We start from the raw sequence: 20,040 nt of genomic DNA, 5'->3' as shown, positions 1-20,040 counted from the left end.
ATTTCTTTTTGTTCTTACATATGGTTATGATTTATTGTTAAAATTCAACATCACCTATTTAGCCTATGAAAAAACTAGAAATAACGTTACAATGAATTGGACTAAAAACCCAAATTACAATTTAAAGTTTTGTCTTCGTATTAAGGATCACCGGGATTGAAATCCCGGCTACATAAAATAATTAATCCCGGCACGCTTTAAATAAATTCAATTTACGTTTGAAACAAATGAAATAAATTCCGCCTACTTTAAAAAACAAATCTCCAATATATTTTAATCATATTTTCAAGTAAATAAAAAAATCCCAATCATTATATTAATGATTGGGATTTCTTTAATTTATTATTTTCTACTATCCATTAGGGAGTAAACCTAAGTAGGATATTGTGTTAACTTTAATTATTTTTAATTATCTTCCAAATACTACAGAAATTTTATTTCCTGCTACTCCAGCAGCTTTTGCTACTATTGTAACTTCATTTTTTGCAACAGTTGCTTCTACGTTTGCTGCTTTATTCATTTCATCTTTTATAGCAGTTGCTATTTCTTCTACTGTTTTTCCTGCAGTTTCTATTTTTACAAAGCCAGCTTTATCTGCTCCAAATACTAATTTAACATTTTCTCCTACAACTAATGTAGTTCCGTTAACTGGTACTTGATTTATAGCTAAAACATTTTTAGCTTTTACTCCTGCTACTGCTTCTACTGCTTCTACTTTATCTTTTCCTGCTACAGCTGCTGCTATAGTAACATTAGTTGAATCTGTAGTTTTAGCATCTAGAGTTGCTTCAGCTCCAGTTGCTTTTGTTGTAAATGTAACTTTTGCTTCATTTACTGCTGCTGTTACATTTTTATCTGCTGCTACTGCTGTTTTAATTGCAGTTGCAATAGAATTTGCGTCTGTATTTGTAGTAGTATCTATTAATTCAAATCCATCTTTTGTTGTTCCAGTTGGTCCAAATACTAAATTAACATCTCCAACAGTTAAAGTTGAGTTATCAGTTGGTTTTGCTACTACTGTTATTTCTTGAGTTCCAGCAGTTGCATCTTTAGCTTCAACACCAACAACTTCATCTACTCCACCAGTTAAAGTAACTTCTCTAACTACTTTTTCTATTTGGAATTCATCTATTTCTACAGTTTTGTCTCCGTTTTCGTTGTATATTGGATTAACTAAATTTACGTTTATTTCAGCTTCTCCATCAGCATCCATACAAGAACCTTTTTTGTCAAGAGTTAATGTAACTGTGCATCCATCAGCTTCTACTTTAGCTTCATCTACAACATATCCCTCAACTGAGAATGTATCTTTATTTATTGCTTCAATTTTTGTATTTAATTTAAATTCTACTTTAGTTGCTATTTGATTTTCATCAACAAATATTTTAGCTGAATCTTTAACATATTCAACAGCTTTTTTGTTTGTTGCTGTTAAAGCTATAGCTTCATCAGCTTTTTTAGATTTTGTTTCTAAGTTAGTTGTGAAAGTTTCATTTTCAAAGTTTATTGCTGTTGGAGCAACTGCATTTGCAAATACTGCATTTTCGAATTCTACTGTTAATTTAGTAGCTTCAACATATTGTCCTTCTTTAACTTTTAATGTACAAGCTTCTGCTTTTGCTTTTGCAGCAGTTATTTCATTTCCGCCAATTGTTGCTTTTATTCCTTCTGCAACTACTGAACTTACTTTTCCTTGTACATAAACTTCCATTTTTTTATCGCTTAGTATGTTAACATTTGTTTTAGCCTTTAGTAAATCTGACTCATCTAATTGAGAACCATTTAATACTGCAACAGTATTATCATTTTTAGCTGTTACTCCTGCTCCTAAGATATATTCTATTCCACTAATAGCTACAAAGTTTCCATTAGCATCACATACTCTTCCAACTTTTACTTCTGGTGCAGCACCTTTTATGTTTTCTGGAAGTGTTATTATTACTGCATTTTTTCCATCTAAGTCTATTTTTGCATCTTCTATTTCATCTAATGTTTTGTTTACATCAGCATCATTTTTAGTATCTTGAGTGTAGTTTAAGTGATAAAGTGATTTATCTAATATTGATCCTTCACCTTCAGTTTTCATATCTTCACTGAATTCTACATATATTTTGTTAGTGTCTTTGTCTCCACCATATCTTACTGCTGTTACTGAAGGAGCTAAAGTATCTAATGTATCAAGCTCGAATGAAGCTTCTTTCATAGAATTTCTTTCTACACTTGTATCATGGATTTTATCACCTTTTATTGTTAAAGTGTATTTTCCTGATAAGTTTTCAGCATTTATTGTGTAAACTAAGCTGTTTCCTTCTTTTTGAGATACTGCAGCTATGTTTTTGAAGTTTCCTTTTGAATCTTTTAATGTATAGTTAGAAACTTTTTCAGCTTCTGATTTTTCTACTTTTTTGCTGAATTTAATTTCTATTTTCTTATCATTTTTGTTGTAAGAAACTGTTGCTGTTGGAGCAACTTCATCTTTAGCAACTGTGAATGCTATTTCTCTTGAAGCTAATTCTGTTTCCCATAAATCTTGAACTTTGTCTTTCTTTTCACTTCCGTAAACAACTAAGATTTTGTGGTTTCCTGATGGAATATCTCTGTTGAATGTAAGAACTAATTTTCCATTTTCCATTTTTGCTTCTTCAGCTTTATATCCATTAGCTTCACCATTAGCATTTTGATAATCTAAGTAGTAAGAAACGTTAGTGTTTTCAGCTGTTTCTGCATTTTCAACTTCTCTGTTGAAATCTACTGTTACAGTTTTTCCTGAAGTTTTGTAAACTGAAGCTACTAAATCTTCTGTTGCTTTTTTAGCTTCGAATTTTGCTTCTGTTGCTTCAAGTTTTAATCCTGCATAGTCAGTTAATTTGTTTTCTTTTATTGTTATGTTGTGCTCTCCAGCTTCTACTTCTGTTGAAGTTGTGATTCTAACTACGTTAGCATCTATTTTACTTCCATCAGCATTAACTCTTGTTTTAGCTGTACAGCTGTATTTTCCACCATCTATTCTGATAGCTGAAACTATAGCAGAACTATTTGTAGCTGTTACTGGTTCTGAGAATACTAAATCGAAATCTTTTGGTCCAACTTGTTTAACAGCTTTTAATTCTGGTAATACATTATCAAATAATCTTACTGATTTATTTTCGTATTTATCCATAACTTCGTTTTTAGCTTCGTTCATTACGTTTTCTACTTTAACTCTTACTGTTTCTTGATTAAAGAAATTAGCTTCTGAGTCTAAGTAAGCTTGTGGTAATGTTATTAAAACAGTTTGTCCATCTTCTTGAACTTCTGCTGTTCCATCTATTGCATTTTTAGCATTTACAGCCGCTACCGCTGAAGTTGCTTGATAATTAGCAGCTTTAAGCATATCTTTAGCTTCGCCATCTTTTTTAACTTCATAGTTTCCAATTATTTCAGCGCTATCTTTATCTACTTTTTGGTTGAATTTAACTTCTAATTGGTTAGCGTTTATAACTTTTACGCCTTCAACTTCTACTTTGTCTGAAGGTTCTGGAGTTACATCTTTAACTTCTAAAGCTTTAACTATATCAGTTAAAGTTGAAGCGTTTATTCCGTTACCAACTTCTGTAACAGTTTTAGCTGTTTTATCTTTTAAGTAAGCTGCTTGTCCATCGCTTAATTTAGCTCCTGCAAGCATTACTGGATTTCCTTCTTTTCCTGCTAATGGTCCAACTCCTAAAGCATCAACTAGCTCAGTAGTTTTTGGGTTACCATCTTTAGCAACATAAAGATTTTCTATTTCTTTTTCTGAGTAGAATTTGTCTAGTATTGCAGCATTAGTTTCATTTCTTGTTGCTCCACCTAGTCTTTCTGCTCCGATTTCTTTTTCTAATTTCTCAGATACAACGCCTTCTCCACCAATTACGTATTTTTCTTTAGCGTTTTTAACAACGTCTGCTGATCCTTTTAATTCATCTTTTCCAGCAAGAACTATTGCCATTCCTTCTTTTGCTGCAGGTGCTGCTATTGATAGAGCATCTGACTCACCGTATCCATTAACTACAGCTACTTTAGAAACTTCTCCCATTTCTTTAACAACTGCTTCTGAAGTTTCGAATCTTGATTGTCCAGCAAGTCTTGTAACTTTTACGTTCATTGCTTCTAAATCTTTTTCTACTTCTTTAGATACAACGCCTTCTCCTCCAACGATTATAGCATTTTTAGCTCCTAATCTTGTGATTTCGTCAGCTGTTGCTTTTGTTAATTTAGCTGTTTCAGTTAATAGTATTGGAGCATCTTTTTGCTTAGCAAGTGGTGTTGCTGCTAGAGCATCTGGGATTGCATATCCTTCAACTAATATTACAGTTTCAGCTTTTTCCCATTTAGCACTTACTGCTAAGTTTGTTTCGTATCTTGTTGCTCCTGCTAATTTCTCTTTTACAACCTTTTGTGATTCAACTGCGAATACGCCAGTGCTGAATGTTGTAAGTGTAGCACCAAGTAATAGTGTTGAAATTACTCTTGAACTTTTTTTCATGTTTTTTACTCCCCTTTATTTTTAAATTTTTTTATAAAAGGCATCTAAATGTTTATTTAGCTACCTAAACAATGCCTCTCAACATTATATAGAACATAAGTCCTATTTCGTACGAAATGACACTTTAACACTAATATCCTAAGTTTCCATATTTTTTAGTTAACTAGCTGTCTAACTTAATTTTTGAAAACTTTTTAGGTATGTTTTTCATACACAATATGTTCTATATTTATATTGAGAATCATATTTTTTACATTATTTTAAATTTATTATTTATTATTACAAATTTACAATAACATTAAAATTATTCATTTATTTTGTCTTTTTTATTATTTAAAGTCTTTTAGGTAATATTTAGTATTTCCTTTATGTCTAATATTCTTGCAAATTTTTTAGTTTTTGTCAATCTTTTTTTTATTTTTTTATAATCAAGTTCGATTCGTCAGACAAATTTGACTATTTTGTATATTTTTTCCTCTTTATCGACATTTTATTCTTATTTTTACCATTTTTATTTATTATTTTCCAATGGTCTGTTGTTTTTATTTGTTTTCTGTGTTTAAATATCAACTTTTTCATACTTATATTTCTAATAGTTAATTATATTTTTTCAACATGATAAAACCCCTATGATTTTGCATAGGGGTTTTTTATATCTAATTCTATCCTTTCGGGAGTAAAGCCTAAGGATATTTGTGTTAACTTATTATTAAGCTGTTGCTAATGTTACTTCGATTGTTCCAGTTTTTGCTCCAACTGTTGCAGTTACTGTAACACTTCCTGCTGTTGCAGTTTCATCTACAGTTAATTCTCCAGTTGCAGAATCTATTGTAACTCCTGTTGCTGATGATACAGACCAAACTATTGTTTGTCCACTCATAGCTTCTCCATTTTGATCTTTAACTGTTCCAGTATAAGTTTCTTTCACTGTACTTCCTGATGTTGGAATTGTGATGTTTGCTTGTCCAGCTACTTCTACTGTAGTTACAACTTTTTCTTCTTCAACTACTGGTGCATCTTCAACTTTAGCTTCTGCTGAGAAGTCTTTTAATTCATTCTCTGCCATATCAGCTATTTTTCCAACTTGTTTTACTGTTACTTTATCTAAGTGACATGGATCTTCTTGATCTTTAACGTCTAAAGTTAATGTTACTTTTGCGCCATCTTTAGCTGCAGAAACTACTTTGAATCCTTCAACTTCGAATGAGTATCTAGTTATAGCATCTAATTCTTCAGTGAATTCGAATTCAACTTTTTCTAACTTTTCATCAGCATTTTTTATAGCTTTTGCTGAATCTTTAACGTACTCTGGAGTTACTTTATCTACTATTGTAGTAACTTTTTCTACTCCTTTTGTAGTTCCTAAATCTGTTTCAGCTGCATCATTTGCAAATATAACTTTTAAGTTTCCTGTTGGATTAGTTGTGAAATTATCTTTTCCATCTACTTTAGAGAATGTTAAAGTTAATTTTGTTTTTCCTTCTTCAGTAGTAGCTATATCAGAGTTAGCTATTTTTAATTCGTCAGCAGCTTCTGTTGATGCTGTCCAATCGCTTCCTGATAATGTTCCTTTTTCAACTTTGATTTTAGAAACATCTTTAATTTTAGCTTCTGTTATTATCTCAACTTTGTTTTTACCTACAACATTGATTTCATCTTCTATAACTATAGCATCTGCTACTGTTTCTTCTATAGTTGTAGTTGATCCTATTTCAGCTTTGTTTCCAGATAAATCTTGAACTTGTCCGATTTTAACTGGTGTTGCTGTATCTAATTCATTTTCTTCTGGTAAAGTTATTTTAACTTTTGAACCATTTGATCCTATTGATTCTATTTTAGCATCTTCTATGTCATTTAAGTTTTTCCATTGAGCTGCTCTTGTAGTAGTTGTTACTTGAACTTCATATAATGATTTATCAAGTACTGAACCTGTTCCAGATGTTTTCATAGCTTCGCTATACTCTATAGTCATTTCATTAGTGTTTTTTCCACCAACTACAACTTTTTTAACTGTTGCTGCAGTTTTATCTGGAGCTGCTATTTCAAAGCTTGTTTCAGCTAATTTATTTTTGTTTATTGTAGTATCTGTGATTTTGTCAGCTTTTACTACTAAAGTGTGGTTTCCTTCTATTTTTCCAACTGTTAATGTTGCTTTTTTATCATTTGTATTGTAAGCAACGTTTGATATAGCTATTTTTTCACCTTTAGAATTTTTTAATTCATAAGCGTCAGCTTTATCTGCACCTTCAACATCTTTATCGAAAGTTACTTCAATGATGTTTGTATTTTTGTATTCAACTTTTGATACTGTTGGAGCTGCTGTATCATTTTCAACTTCGAAAGCCATTTCTGATTCAGCTAATTTATTTCCCCATAAATCTTCTATTTTAGTTTCATCTGCATCTGCATATCTAACTATTATTTTGTGATTTCCTGGAGTTATTAAATTGTTAAATTTAACATCTATTTTGTCTGTTGAACCTTCTACAGTTGTAACAGTTCCTTTAAATTGAGCAGACTCATTTACGTAGTCTAAGTAGAATTTAACGTTAGCATCTGTAAAGTTTTCTACTTTCTTGTTGAATTTTATAGTAGCTGTATCTCCTGATACTGTTACTTCATTCATTGCAACTGCTGAAGTATCTTTTTTAACTGTTAAAGTTTTTGTTATTTCGTCTGATTTTAATCCTACGAAGTCTACAAATGTTCCTTCAGCTATTTCTAAGCTATATTCTCCATCAGCTAAATCTACTCCAGTTTTGATTGTTACAGTATTTTCAGCATAGTTATACTCTGATCCTACTACTGTGTAAATGTTGCTTCCTTGTTTGATTTGTACATCGAATTTAGAACCTTTTTTAACTGGCTCAGAGAATGTTAAATCAAATTGTCTTGGTCCAACTTGCTTGATTCCTTCTAATGTTGGAACTTTTGTATCAGTCATTTTTATTGTTTCTTCATATTTAGGGAATTTTTCTTTTTTGTCTGCTGCTAATACATTTTCAACTTTAACATCTATGTTTTGTTGGTTAGTGTATTTAGCTACAGTTTCATCTAAAGTTACAACAACTGTTTTGTTGTCTTCTTTAACGATTATGTTGTCAGCTTTAACTGTTATGTTTCCATCTTCACTACCTTTTAATGTGTAGTTAGCTGCTGTTTTAGCTGAATCTTTATCTACTTCTTTGTTGAATTTGATTTCAACTTGTCCACCGTTTATAGCTTTTGCTGATAATATTTTAGCTTCTACATTTTCTTCAACGTCTTTAACTTCTAAAGCTTTTACTATAGCTGCTACAGTGTTTGTGTTTATTCCGTTACCTACTTCTACTACAGCATTTGCTGTTCTAGCTTTTAGGTAAGCTTCTTGTCCAGCACTTAATGCTGCTCCAGCTAATACTACTGGATTGTTTTCTTTTCCTGCTAAAGCTCCTGCTCCTAGAGCATCAACTAGTTCTGTCTCATTTGGATTACCATCTTTAGCTACATATATTTTATCTAACTCTTCGTTAGCATAGAATTTTTCTAAAACTTCTGCGTTAGTTTCGCCTCTTGTAGCTCCACCTAATCTTTCAGCTCCGATTTCTTTTGCTAAGCTTTCAGATACAACGCCTTCTCCACCGATTACATATTTCTCTTTAGCATTTTTAACAACATCTTCTGAATTGTTTAAAGCATCTTTGCTAGCTAAAACTATAGCCATATCATTTGATGCTGCTGGTGCTGCTACTGATAATGCATCAGCAAGTCCATATCCGTTAACAACTGCAACTTTTTCTACGTTACCCATTGCTTTAACAACTGCTGCTGAAGTTTCGTATCTTGTTTGTCCACCTAATCTTTCAACAGATAATTTCATAGCTTCTAAATCGTTAATTACGTCTTTTGAAACTACTCCGTCTCCTCCAACTATGATAGCTTTTTTAGCTCCTAATCTTTCGATTTCTTTAGCTGTTGAAGATGTTAATTTATCTCCTTCAGTTAATAATATTGGAGCTCCTTCTTTTTTAGCAAGTGGTGTAGCTGCTAATGCGTCTGCTATACCATATGAGTTTACTAATACTACTGTATCAGCCTTGTCCCATTTAGCACTAACTGCTAAGTTAGTCTCATATCTTGTTGCTCCTGCTAATTTATCTTGTACCACTTCTTTTGATTCAACTGCGAATACGCCTGTGCTGAATGATGTAAGTGTAGCACCAAGTAATAATGTTGAAATTACTCTTGAACTTTTTTTCATTTTGTTTACTCCCCTTTTTGTTTTAGATTTTTAAAATATTTAAATTTTTTTGATACCTTATTTTGATATCTTATAATGTTTTTCAACACTATATAGAACATAGTTTCTCATATGTAGATATACCTATTTAACACTAATATCCTGATTTTAAAAAATTTAAAATTTTGTAGGCTCCCTTGCATATATATGTTCTATATTTATATTGAAATTTTTATATGTATTAATAAACTTTTACATTATTGGTTTGCAACTTCTTACATGGTAAATTTTTATCAACTGTATATCTAACATTTTTACAAATTTCGAGTAAAATGTCAATTCATTTTTTGTATTTATTTAAAATAATTTTACTTTTTATTTGTTTTGTTAAAAAAATGTTAATTTTTCATTCATTTTTTATTCATAATTCGACATTTACTTTGTTTATCTACTTATTTTCGACTTTGTCTATATTTTTATTATCTTCTGACTTTACTAAAACTTTATGTTATAATTTTTGGTAATTAATTTGTAAATTTTTTCATTCTAATTCTACAGCCTTACTAAATTTCATCTTTTTAATATAAAAAATACTAATCAACAAGAGGAACAGACAACTCATGGGCTAATTACCTTTTCTTAATTTATCTACCCTCTTAGATGAAATAATTATTATAACAAGTAAAGTCAGTCCCCAGCGACTTGATAAATTTTATATCCGTATATAAGGACACCGGGATTGAAATCCCGGCTACAATATAAGGCAATCCAAAATATAAAGAGAATAATTCAAAATGAGATAAAAACAAATTTTCAATTTCCATGTAACCCGGAATTCATTCCGGGAGAATATCTATTTCATTTATTATGAATTCATAAGTTTATTTCCATATCAACAGACTTGATAAATTTTATATCCATATCAAAGATCACCGGGATTGAAATCCCGGCTACAATATAAGGCAATCTAGAATATAAAGAGAATAATTCAAAATGAGATAAAAACAAATTTTCAATTCTTACGTAACCCGGAATTCATTCCGGGAGAATATCTATTTCATTTATTATGAATTCATAAATTTATTTCCATATCAACAGACTTGATAAATTTTATATCCGTATCAAAGATCACCGGGATTGAAATCTCGGCTACTAAAAAAGACTCTTGGCTACAGTTAGAAATAAATTGTAGCTACGAAAAAGTAATTCGAGATACGTTAAAAACAAATTTTGGCTATAATAAAAAAATCACGATATATTTTTGTTTATATCGTGATTTTCTGTATTTCTATTTATTTTTAATCCATTCTTCAATTTAGTTTGGGACATTATTTATTTGATGAATACTACTTTTAAGCTTAAAGTATACCACTCAACAAGAGGGACAGACATTATATATTTGCTAGTTACCTTTTTTAAAATCATCTACCCTTTTGGATGAGATAATTAGCATAACAAGTAAAGTCATTCCACAGCGGCTTGATAAATTTTATATCCGTCTCTAAGGATACTGGGATTGAAATCCTAGCTACAATAAAAGGTAATACCGGCTACTTAAAAATAATCCATCTAAACTTTTAAAATAGATTCTGGTTACGTAAAACAAATTTCAGTTAATATTAATATAATTTATTTTACGTTTTCTTCTATTAATTTTGTTATCATTTCTTGGTTTGGTATATAAGGTAATGTTATGTGGTCTGTTCCTTTGTTTTGTTTATTGTATTCTATTGATGTTTCGATTGAGTGTTCATTTCTTGCCCAAGCTCTTCTTGCAACTCCGCCCATTACATCCCAAGCCATTGCTGATTTTATTATTTCGTCAACTCTTTCACTTCCATCAAGAACTAAACCAAATCCACCATTTATTGATTTACCAACACCTACGCCTCCACCATTGTGAAGTGCTATTAAGCTCATTCCTCTAGCTGCATTTCCTGCAAAGCATTGTACAGCCATGTCAGCCATTATATTACTTCCATCTTTTATATTTGATGTTTCTCTGAATGGTGAGTCTGTTCCACTTACATCATGGTGATCACGTCCAAGCATTATTGGTCCTACTTCACCATCTCTAACCATTTTATTAAATGCTAATGCTATTTTCATTCTTCCACCAGCATCTTGATAAAGTATTCTAGCTTCTGTTCCAACTACTAATTGATTTTTTTCTGCATCTCTTATCCAAATGTAGTTATCTCTGTCTTGTCCTCTTCTATTTGGATCTATACATTCCATAGCTTTGTGGTCTGTTTTTACTAAGTCTTCATGTTTTCCACTTAAGCATACCCATCTAAATGGTCCATATCCATAATCGAATAACATTGGACCCATGATGTCTTCTACATATGATGGATATATAAATCCATCTTTTTCATTTTCACCATTTTTAGCTATATCTTTTCCACCTGCATCGTAAACAGCTTTCATGAATGAGTTACCATAGTCAAAGAAGTACACTCCTCTGTCTACTAAGATTTTAACTAATTCATAGTGTTTTAATAATGTTTTGTCTACTAACTCTTTGAATTTTTCTCTATCTTCTTTTAATAATGCTGTTCTTTCTTCAAAGCTTATTCCCATTGGAGCATATCCTCCATCATATGGAGCATGGCATGAAGTTTGGTCTGATAATAAATCTATTTTTACATTGTTATCAACAAAATATTGAAGTAAATCAACTATATTTCCGTGATAAGCAATTGATATTCTTTCTTCCTTTTTAGCTTTTTCAAGAGCTATTTTTACTACTTCCTCAAGATTATCTGATACCATAGATACCCAGCCTTGATCTAGTCTTGTTTGTATTCTTGATAAGTCAACTTCTGCAATGATACCAACACCATTTGCTATTTCTATAGCTTTTGGTTGAGCACCACTCATGCCACCAAGTCCTGATGTTACAAATATTTTTCCTTTTAAGTCGCCATGTTCTGGCACACCGAGTTTTAATCTACCTGCATTTAATATTGTGTTGAATGTTCCATGAACTATTCCTTGTGGTCCTATATACATCCAGCCACCAGCTGTCATTTGTCCATAGTTTGCAATGCCTAGTTGAGTTGCTCTATGAAAATCTTCTGGATTATCAAACATTCCAACCATTAATCCATTAGTTGTTATAACTCTTGGAGCTCTTTTAGAACTTCTGAATAATCCTAGTGGATGTCCACTTTCAACTACTAATGTTTGTTCATCAGTCATGTTTTCTAAATATTTTTTTATTAATCTATATTGCATCCAGTTTTGACATACTTGTCCTGTTTCACCATATGTAACAAGCTCATATGGATATAATGCAACTTCAAAGTCTAAGTTGTTATCTATCATTACTTGGAATGCTTTAGCTTCAATACAGTTGCCTTTATATTCATCTATAGATTTTCCATAAATTCTTCCTTCTGGTCTAAATCTATATCCATAGATTCTTCCTCTTGTTAGAAGTTCATCCATGAATTCTTTAGCCATTTGTTCATGATACTCGGGCTTTATATATCTTAATGCATTTTTTATAGCCACTTCTGCATCATGTTTATTTAAATCAAATCCTCTATCTGGTGCTCTTCTTATGCCTTCTTTAAACTTAGGCATTTCAGGTAATTCGTCATCTAATTTGATTACCATTGCTTCTTCTACATTTAAATTTTCTATCATCTAGAATACCCCCTATTTTATTTATTTCTTAGTCCCCCAATTTTAAAATTGCCACGAATAAATTCGTAGCCAGTATATATTTAAATTGCATAATGCAATTATTTTAAATTTATAAACTTTAGATAGTAAATGTTTCTTTATAAAGAGAGAATGTTCATATAAAAAAAATATATATTATAAAATTATAAGATAGGATTTATTTTGATTATACTATTATATTTACTATCTAAAGTATTATATTATTTTTACATATTTAGAATATGCAAAAGAATGTATAAGATTAAAATTCTTAAAACTTCTTATTTTTTACCCCAATATTATTTAAAATAATATATAATTTAAAATTTCAGAATTTTCATCTTATTATCTTATTCTTTATTTCCTATAAAAATCCTTTTAAATTTCAACTTTACTTATAAAGAATTTTTGCTAGTTTGATAGCATAGTAAAGGATTTTAGATTAAAATTTAAAATTATTAAAGTAACTTTATAAAATTCTTATCATAAGGTACTTTTTAATTATCAATAAAAAAATCCTCATACAATTTTTAAATTTTATATGAGAATTTTTTTAATATTAGATTAAATTTCATCATGTTTATTGTCTGTATTGTTGTATTATACTTTCTACTTTTCCATTGCTTATTTTAAGATTAAATGTAAAACGTCCTGATATACTATCTCTATCTGTTAATGTATAAAAATCACTTGGAACTTTATCATTTAATATATCACTACTAGACCAATCCACTAATTCAACTTCTACATTATCTTTAACCTTTAACTTTACATCATCACTTATTCTAATATCACGACCAGCATCTAAAACTATAGGTCCATATACAGGATGCTGTATTACTCCTGAATTAGTTCCATAAAACTTAGCATATTCCTCAAGTTCTTTAATATCTTTGCTGAATTTGCAAAAATGTCCTTCTATATATTTTTCACCATTTTCTTCATAAGCTTGTTTGGCTATAAATGTAAATTCATTTTCTCCATTTAATAGTCTTTCTGAAAATTTATCTACTGTAAATTTTCCACCTGCTATCGTCACCTTTTTAAAGCTATCTAGTTCTGCTTTTTTATCATTAATACTTTGAGAGTTTGATAAAAGTATTGGTGAATTTGTTTTTATTGCTAAAGCACTTGCTGAGAGCGCATCTGGGAAATTTTCACCACTAGCAATAACTATATTATCTTTTGCTGTTTTGCCTTTGAAGTATTTTAATATCTCAAAGGATGTGTCATATCTATTATTACCACCTAATCTTACAATTTTACTTTTATGTAATTGAGGTGTTAAAGTTTCTATTTCATTTTCTACATCACTACTAATTGCACCAGTTCCTCCAGCTATAAAAATCTCAGTAGGTTTTATTGTTTCTATTTGATTTTTACAAGATTCACTTAAAGTGTTGCTTGGCGTCAAAAGTATAGGATAACCATTTTCTCCTGAAACTGTACATATACTTAATGCATCTGCAAAACTCTCTGAACTAGCTATTATAATTGGTGTACCTTCTTCTACCTTTGCTTCTTTTACAATTGCTTCATTGGTTTCATATCGGTTTTTACCACCTAATCTCACTACATTTTCAAATCCATTTTGTTTAAAATAAGAAATAAAATTATTGTTTATAGCTCCTTTTCCACCTAGTAAGTAGACCTTTCCCCCTGGGTTTAATCTAGATAAAATAAACTGTAATTGCTCTTCACTATTTTTTGTATCATAGTCTACTAATATTATTGGAGCATTGTATTTTTTTGAAAGTATTGATCCTGTTAAAGCATCGGGGTAATCTTTACCACTGACTAAAATAACAGAATCTATCATGTCGTTACCTACAAATTGTTTCGCTATATTTATTGATGTCTCATAACGATTAGCTCCATCAATTCTTAAAACTCTATCATTTGTTTGCGCTTTTGCAACTATTGGTAAAGCTGTTGTAACTGCTAGTAATGTAGTTGCTATTAAGCATTTTAATTTAGAATTCATACGCTCACCCTCTTATATATTACATGTACATGTATATGACATTGTTAATTAAATTATAACAAAAATTACATAGATTTGTGATTAATATATGATTTTATGTGTATTAATTTATTTTATCACCATAGTAAAATCCGCCAAGGTTGAAACCTCGGCTACGAAGGAAAAGATATTGAATTAGAAATACCAAAATTTGTATAGGCGAGAATTCATTCTTGCTTACCGTCGTTTTAATATATTATTCTAATTTTACATCCATATAAGAATCCGCCAAGACTAAAGTCTCAGCTACAGAGGAGTTTAATAAGTTTCAGCTATAAATGTTAAAACCTCCATTATAAACATTTAAAATAATATTTATAATGGAGGTTACTTTTATCAAAATTATATTTTCCAATCAACATTCTTAAAATTTATAATTCATTTAAATATTAATTTTATAGAAATCTCTTTTTATTACCAAAAACTCTTCCATGTCATTTAAGAATTGATATAACATTGCTCTGTTTTCAAATTCTTCTCTTGTTGTGGGAAGTTCACTTTCTTTTAACTCTTCTCTTAGATTTGTTAAATCCTCTAATAATGCATCACATGGATTATCTTCATGCAGGTTTTCCCCAATTTTCTGTGTAAGTTTTGCTATCATCTCAGTTTGTTCATATGTCATAAAAAATCTTTGAAAATGCTCCCTCATTCTTTTCATGCATTCAAATTGATTTATTCTCATTTCCATATACTTAACGTAATAGCTTTCATCTACTGTGAAGTAGTTGTTTAAATTTATGTATGCTTTCTTTCTTGTCTCATATAATTTGTTTTCCAAATCTTTAAAAAGTATATCTTCTTTTAAACTTACTGATAATTTTTGCAGTGACTCTGCCATTTCTAAAAATATCTTTCTCATTCGTTCTTCTATATATTTTTGGTCATTTTTTATACTATTTGATATGTCCGGCATGTATAAATTTAATAGTAAAGCTACTCCAACACCAATTATTATAAGTCCTATTTCATTTAAGACTAGATTTGTCGTTATTTTTCCTTCTGTTAAAAAGTGAGTAGCTAACACCGAACTCATTACTATTCCTTCTGATATTTTAAACTTTACTGCTATTGGTATAAAAATTATCATAAATACCCCAAAAACAGCAGCATTAAATCCTATAAGTTCAAATAGCACTCCTGCAATAGTTAAACCTATAAAACAAGCCATAACTCTTTGAGATGCCACTTTTAGAGATTTTCGTTTTGTGTTTTGTATACTTAGTATTGTTATTACCCCTGCTGAAGGATAAAACTTTAATTTCAATAATTGAGCTATAATCATAGCTAATGCTGTACCTAATCCAGTTTTTACAACTCTGTCTCCTATCTTCATAATTTCTCCTTTCTTATCATTTAATTAATAATATAAATATATATAATTTCATTTCAATAATATATATCGTCATTTCATCTCCAGATTAAAGACCGCCAAGACTAAAGTCTCAGCTACAAATGGAAAAATAAAATTTGTGCCAATATTTGTAGGCGAGAATTTATTCTTGCTGTTACACGTTAGTAATTCAAATTTTATATCCATATCGAAGCCTGCCAAGGTTAAAACCTCGGCTACAAAATGAAAATTTGCACCGACCTAGCCTACGAAGAAAAAAAGATTTATACCAACCTCTGTAGGTGAGAATTCATTCTTGTAAATCGTTATTTAATTTTATTATTTTTTTAATTCATTCACATCAAGCTTACCAAGGTTAGAACCTCGGCTACAAAAGAGGAAAAGGGAAATTCATTCTTACAAAATGTTATGTAATTATATTTACATTCAATTCATAATGAAAATATTAATTTTGTAAAAAAAAGCAAAGCTTTGAGGCTTTGCTTTATCTTTGACCTAATTTTAAGTTTGGTACTGCATTTAATTTTAAATCTGCTATTCTTCCACATTTGTATTCAAAGTAAGCAGCACTTCCTATCATTGCAGCATTGTCTGTACATAATATAGGTTTTGGGAATAATACTTGTATTCCTTCTTTTTCACATCTATCTATCATTGTTTGTCTTAAACAACTATTTGATGCAACTCCACCTGCTATAGCTATTTTATCCACTTTTTTTATTTTACATGCTTCTATTGCATTTTCTACTAATACATTTACTACTGACTTTTGGAATGATGCTGCTACATCTGGAACATGTATTTCTTCATTTTTCATTTCAGCCTTATTTAAATAGTTTAAAACTGCTGATTTTACTCCACTAAATGAAAAATCTAAACATTCTTTATGAAAATTAGCTTTTGGGAATTTTATAGCATTTTCATTTCCTTCTTTAGCTATTTTATCTATTTTAGGACCACCTGGATAACCAAGTCCTAATGCACGAGCAACCTTGTCATACGCTTCCCCTGCTGCATCATCTTTTGTTTCACCCATTACTTCAAAGACACCGTAGTCTTTCATATGTACTATAAATGTGTGCCCACCAGAAACTACTAAAGTTACAAATGGTGGTTTTAACTCTTTATATTCTATAAAATTTGCACTAATATGTCCTTCAATATGATTTACTCCTATAAGTGGAATATTAAGTGCATATGCTAATGATTTTGCATATTGCAATCCTACAAGTAGTGCTCCAACAAGTCCTGGACCATATGTTACACCTATAGCGTCAATATCTTCAAAAGTTACATTTGCTTCGTCTAAAGCTTCCTGAACAACTGCACTTATTGCTTCTATGTGCTTTCTTGATGCAACCTCTGGAACAACCCCACCAAACTTTTCATGAGTTGAAATTTGTGATGCTATTACATTTGATAACACATCTCTTCCATTAACAACTACGGCTGCAGAAGTTTCATCACAACTTGACTCTATAGAAAGTATTTTGAAATCTTCCTTCATTAAAACTTCACCTCTTCTATCAAATAAAACAATTTAAAATTGCTTTTATAAATTCATATATTATAACTTCTATTTTAAAATCAATATTTACATTATATACTTTTATACTACATATATTCAAATCTAAATTTAGAATTGTATATATCCATACAAAATAAATAGATGCTTATTTCTAAGCATCTCCAATTTTCTTATTATAAATATACTAAAGCCTTATTTCCACAAACTAATTTTAAGTTTAATTTTTTAAAATAATTTTTTAAAGCACTGTTTGCATAGCATTGTTTTTCCTTTATTTGCTGATATTGCATTTTCTTTCGTTATCGCTTTTTGACATATTTCACAACGTATTTTTGCATCATTATTCTTTTTAGGCTTTTCTACTTTTTCTTTTACTTCTCTATTTTTAGAATTTGGTGGTGGTGCATATTCAATCTTCTCGTCTTCTATTTCTCTTTTTTCAATACTATAGTTTACTTTATATTTACTTTCACCAAATAACTCTAACTCAAATCTAGGATTTTCTTTATCATAAAATTCTTCAACTACTATTCTTCTTATCTGCGCATCATTAATTATTAGTCCACTCTTTTCAATTCCATCAAATATACTTTTAGTTATATTATTTGTGTCTGGATGTCTTTTTTCTGATTTATAATAAACCTTTAATATTGCTATTACTGCTTCTGATATAACTATCCCTGGATTTTGTACTCTTGTTTCATAAGCTATTTCTTCTTCATACAATGCGTATCTATCATGATACTTCCCTGAATTATATGGTAAAATTGCTCTTCCTTCTAAATTGAAAAGTTTAAAGTTTGATTTAGATATAGGTGAACCTTTTACTATAACTTTTGCATAACTCATCTTTAGTTGTCATCTCCTTTCTTTATTACTTCTTTTCATTTTACAGTATTATTTTAAACTTTGCATTTGTATCCATCATAAATTCTACTCATTAAATTTCTTAACTACATTATATAAGATACATAGCTATCATGCGCAAGCTTCCTTTTCTTAATTTAGTTTTTATCTTAAATAAAGTTTTTATAACAACAAATAACATTAGCTCTAAATACGAAAATTCATATTCTGTTGTTGCTTCGATTAACCCTACCTCAATTGTTGGTGAATATGTAGCCTCATTTTAATCTTGAGTGGCCTGTCCCTTTTGTGACGACCTAAAGAGTTTACTTGTATGTTTTATTTATTTTTTTGTTCTGTATCCTCTATAAGTCTTATATCTCTATTAAAGAACCACTAACATTAAAATTCAATTACATAAATATAATCCTATTATTTGTACTTATATATTATCTTTTTGCATATTTATTTATAAGGTTTCTAAATATCTTTCTTTTGAGGGTGGTATTATTATGATTAACTTTAAGAAGTTATTTTCAAAGTATAAGATTACAATGATATTATGTTTAATAATTGTTTTATTATTATTCTTATTAAGTTTTAATTGGTCTATACAGCATGATAATAGCAATAATGTTGATTTAATCTTTGAACGCCTTGTTAATTCTAATGAGCTTACAACTGTTAAATACAATTATTCAAATGTTTTATCAATAAAAGATAATTTAAAATTTAAAGATATAAACATTCCATTCACTGAAAGAGTAATTATTCTTAAATATGATGGTCACATAAAAGCTGGTGTTGATTTAGATAAAGGTAAAATCAAAATTCATGGAAAAACTCTAACAATAACCCTTCCTAATGCAACAATACTAGACAACATAATAAATGAAGAAGACATTGAAGTTTTAAATGAAAAGGACACCATATTTAATCCGTTGCAAAACCAAGAAGTCTTTAATGAACTATCTAAATGTAAAGCTGAAAAGGAAAAAGAATTAATTAATAATGGATTTTTAGATGATGTAAACAATGAAACTAAAGCATTCATTGAAGATTTCTTTAAAAACTTAGACTTTGACGTAAAAGTAGTATTCCATTCATAGGTGACAGTCATCACACATTAATCATACATTGATGACTGTCACTTATATATGGAGTTTTATTGATTAAATGTTGTTGACCGTCACCTATGTTTAACCTATATTTACTTATTTATAGTGCATTTTAAGATTATTTTTCATTTTTTTGCTTAAATTCATACAGCTTGTACACTTTTTTCAATATTTAAAATCGTTATTATAAATTTCAAAAATTTTTTTGTTATTTATTTTCACTATAAAATTTTTCAATTATGTTTTTGTATTTATCTTCATGTAGTACTAAGTGAATGCCTTCATTGCTTAGGGCATTTACTTCTTCTATGGACATGTCTTCTAGTATATGTCCAATTTCATAGGTTGTTTTTTCTGTGTATATTCCTGTTAGTAGTATGAATAATGCTTTTGGTGTTTTTACTCCATGATCTGCTTTTGTTAAGAATGAACTTCTTGTTATTCCTGTTTCTTTTTCTACGAAGTCTATTATTTGTTCTACATCAAAGTTTCTTTTTAGTATTCTTCTTGTTATTCCAAATTTCTTATCGTTTATTTTTATTTCTATTTTTCTGTTGTTGATTGTTAGTGTTGTTGATAGGTCGAGTTCTTTAAAGTGTGATACTTTTTGTATTAATGTGTGTTTGAATAGTTTTACGTATGATTCCACTGCATATCTAGAGTTTATTGATAATATGCTTAGTATGAAGTCTGTGTCTAATATTCCAAATTCATCTTCATTTCCGAGGTAACAACGCATGCTTGAAAATCTGTATGTTTCAGGCATTTCACTGTAT

General features: G+C 29.6%; 8 protein-coding genes and 1 pseudogene. 1 reads left to right on the top strand and 8 read right to left on the bottom strand.

Annotated elements, in window-relative coordinates; translation table 11 throughout:
• Positions 1-409: 409 nt before the first annotated feature.
• From AC07E4_RS12975 to AC07E4_RS12945, 7 genes are all read right to left on the bottom strand, one after another.
• Entirely contained in the window at positions 410-4,504 is a 4,095-nt protein-coding gene (locus AC07E4_RS12975) for a cell wall-binding repeat-containing protein (RefSeq protein WP_478216596.1), read from the bottom strand.
• Between the two features lie 709 nt (positions 4,505-5,213).
• Positions 5,214-8,744 (bottom strand): cell wall-binding repeat-containing protein, encoded by a 3,531-nt coding sequence (locus AC07E4_RS12970; protein WP_478216595.1) that lies wholly within the window; start codon positions 8,742-8,744, stop codon positions 5,214-5,216.
• A 1,608-nt stretch (positions 8,745-10,352) separates the two neighbouring features.
• On the bottom strand, positions 10,353-12,377 hold the full coding sequence (locus AC07E4_RS12965; RefSeq protein WP_478216594.1) for a urocanate hydratase: 2,025 nt from the start codon (positions 12,375-12,377) through the stop codon (positions 10,353-10,355).
• 598 nt (positions 12,378-12,975) lie between these two features.
• Positions 12,976-14,379 (bottom strand): cell wall-binding repeat-containing protein, encoded by a 1,404-nt coding sequence (locus AC07E4_RS12960; RefSeq protein WP_478216593.1) that lies wholly within the window; start codon positions 14,377-14,379, stop codon positions 12,976-12,978.
• Positions 14,380-14,800: 421 nt separating this feature from the next.
• Positions 14,801-15,754 (bottom strand): aromatic acid exporter family protein, encoded by a 954-nt coding sequence (locus AC07E4_RS12955; RefSeq protein WP_430830103.1) that lies wholly within the window; start codon positions 15,752-15,754, stop codon positions 14,801-14,803.
• A gap of 502 nt (positions 15,755-16,256) precedes the next feature.
• Positions 16,257-17,279: a tRNA (adenosine(37)-N6)-threonylcarbamoyltransferase complex transferase subunit TsaD gene (tsaD, locus tag AC07E4_RS12950; RefSeq protein WP_430830104.1), complete on the bottom strand. Its 1,023-nt coding sequence runs from the start codon at positions 17,277-17,279 to the stop codon at positions 16,257-16,259.
• A 246-nt stretch (positions 17,280-17,525) separates the two neighbouring features.
• Positions 17,526-18,149, bottom strand: a complete 624-nt coding sequence (locus AC07E4_RS12945; protein ID WP_478216592.1) for a RusA family crossover junction endodeoxyribonuclease — start codon at positions 18,147-18,149, stop codon at positions 17,526-17,528.
• Between the two features lie 509 nt (positions 18,150-18,658).
• Between AC07E4_RS12945 and AC07E4_RS12940 the strand changes: the two genes are divergently transcribed.
• Positions 18,659-19,255: a DUF4230 domain-containing protein gene (locus AC07E4_RS12940; RefSeq protein ID WP_051540448.1), complete on the top strand. Its 597-nt coding sequence runs from the start codon at positions 18,659-18,661 to the stop codon at positions 19,253-19,255.
• 217 nt (positions 19,256-19,472) lie between these two features.
• On the opposite strand, the pseudogene AC07E4_RS12935 reads toward AC07E4_RS12940, so the two are convergent.
• A pseudogene (locus AC07E4_RS12935) lies at positions 19,473-20,040 on the bottom strand (hypothetical protein); the annotation flags it as partial.

The organism is Clostridium amazonense (assembly GCF_056431285.1).
The sequence above is the reverse complement of the archived record's forward strand: the minus strand, read 5'-3'. Positions and strand labels throughout refer to the sequence as shown.

What these genes read in the sequence shown, in the direction of transcription:
- AC07E4_RS12975 (WP_478216596.1), bottom strand. Translation starts at nt 4,504, where the DNA reads ATGAAAAAAAGTTCAAGAGTAATTTCAACACTATTACTTGGTGCTACA.
- AC07E4_RS12970 (WP_478216595.1), bottom strand. Translation starts at nt 8,744, where the DNA reads ATGAAAAAAAGTTCAAGAGTAATTTCAACATTATTACTTGGTGCTACA.
- AC07E4_RS12965 (WP_478216594.1), bottom strand. Translation starts at nt 12,377, where the DNA reads ATGATAGAAAATTTAAATGTAGAAGAAGCAATGGTAATCAAATTAGAT.
- AC07E4_RS12960 (WP_478216593.1), bottom strand. Translation starts at nt 14,379, where the DNA reads ATGAATTCTAAATTAAAATGCTTAATAGCAACTACATTACTAGCAGTT.
- AC07E4_RS12955 (WP_430830103.1), bottom strand. Translation starts at nt 15,754, where the DNA reads ATGAAGATAGGAGACAGAGTTGTAAAAACTGGATTAGGTACAGCATTA.
- tsaD (WP_430830104.1), bottom strand. Translation starts at nt 17,279, where the DNA reads ATGAAGGAAGATTTCAAAATACTTTCTATAGAGTCAAGTTGTGATGAA.
- AC07E4_RS12945 (WP_478216592.1), bottom strand. Translation starts at nt 18,149, where the DNA reads ATGAGTTATGCAAAAGTTATAGTAAAAGGTTCACCTATATCTAAATCA.
- AC07E4_RS12940 (WP_051540448.1), top strand. Translation starts at nt 18,659, where the DNA reads ATGATTAACTTTAAGAAGTTATTTTCAAAGTATAAGATTACAATGATA.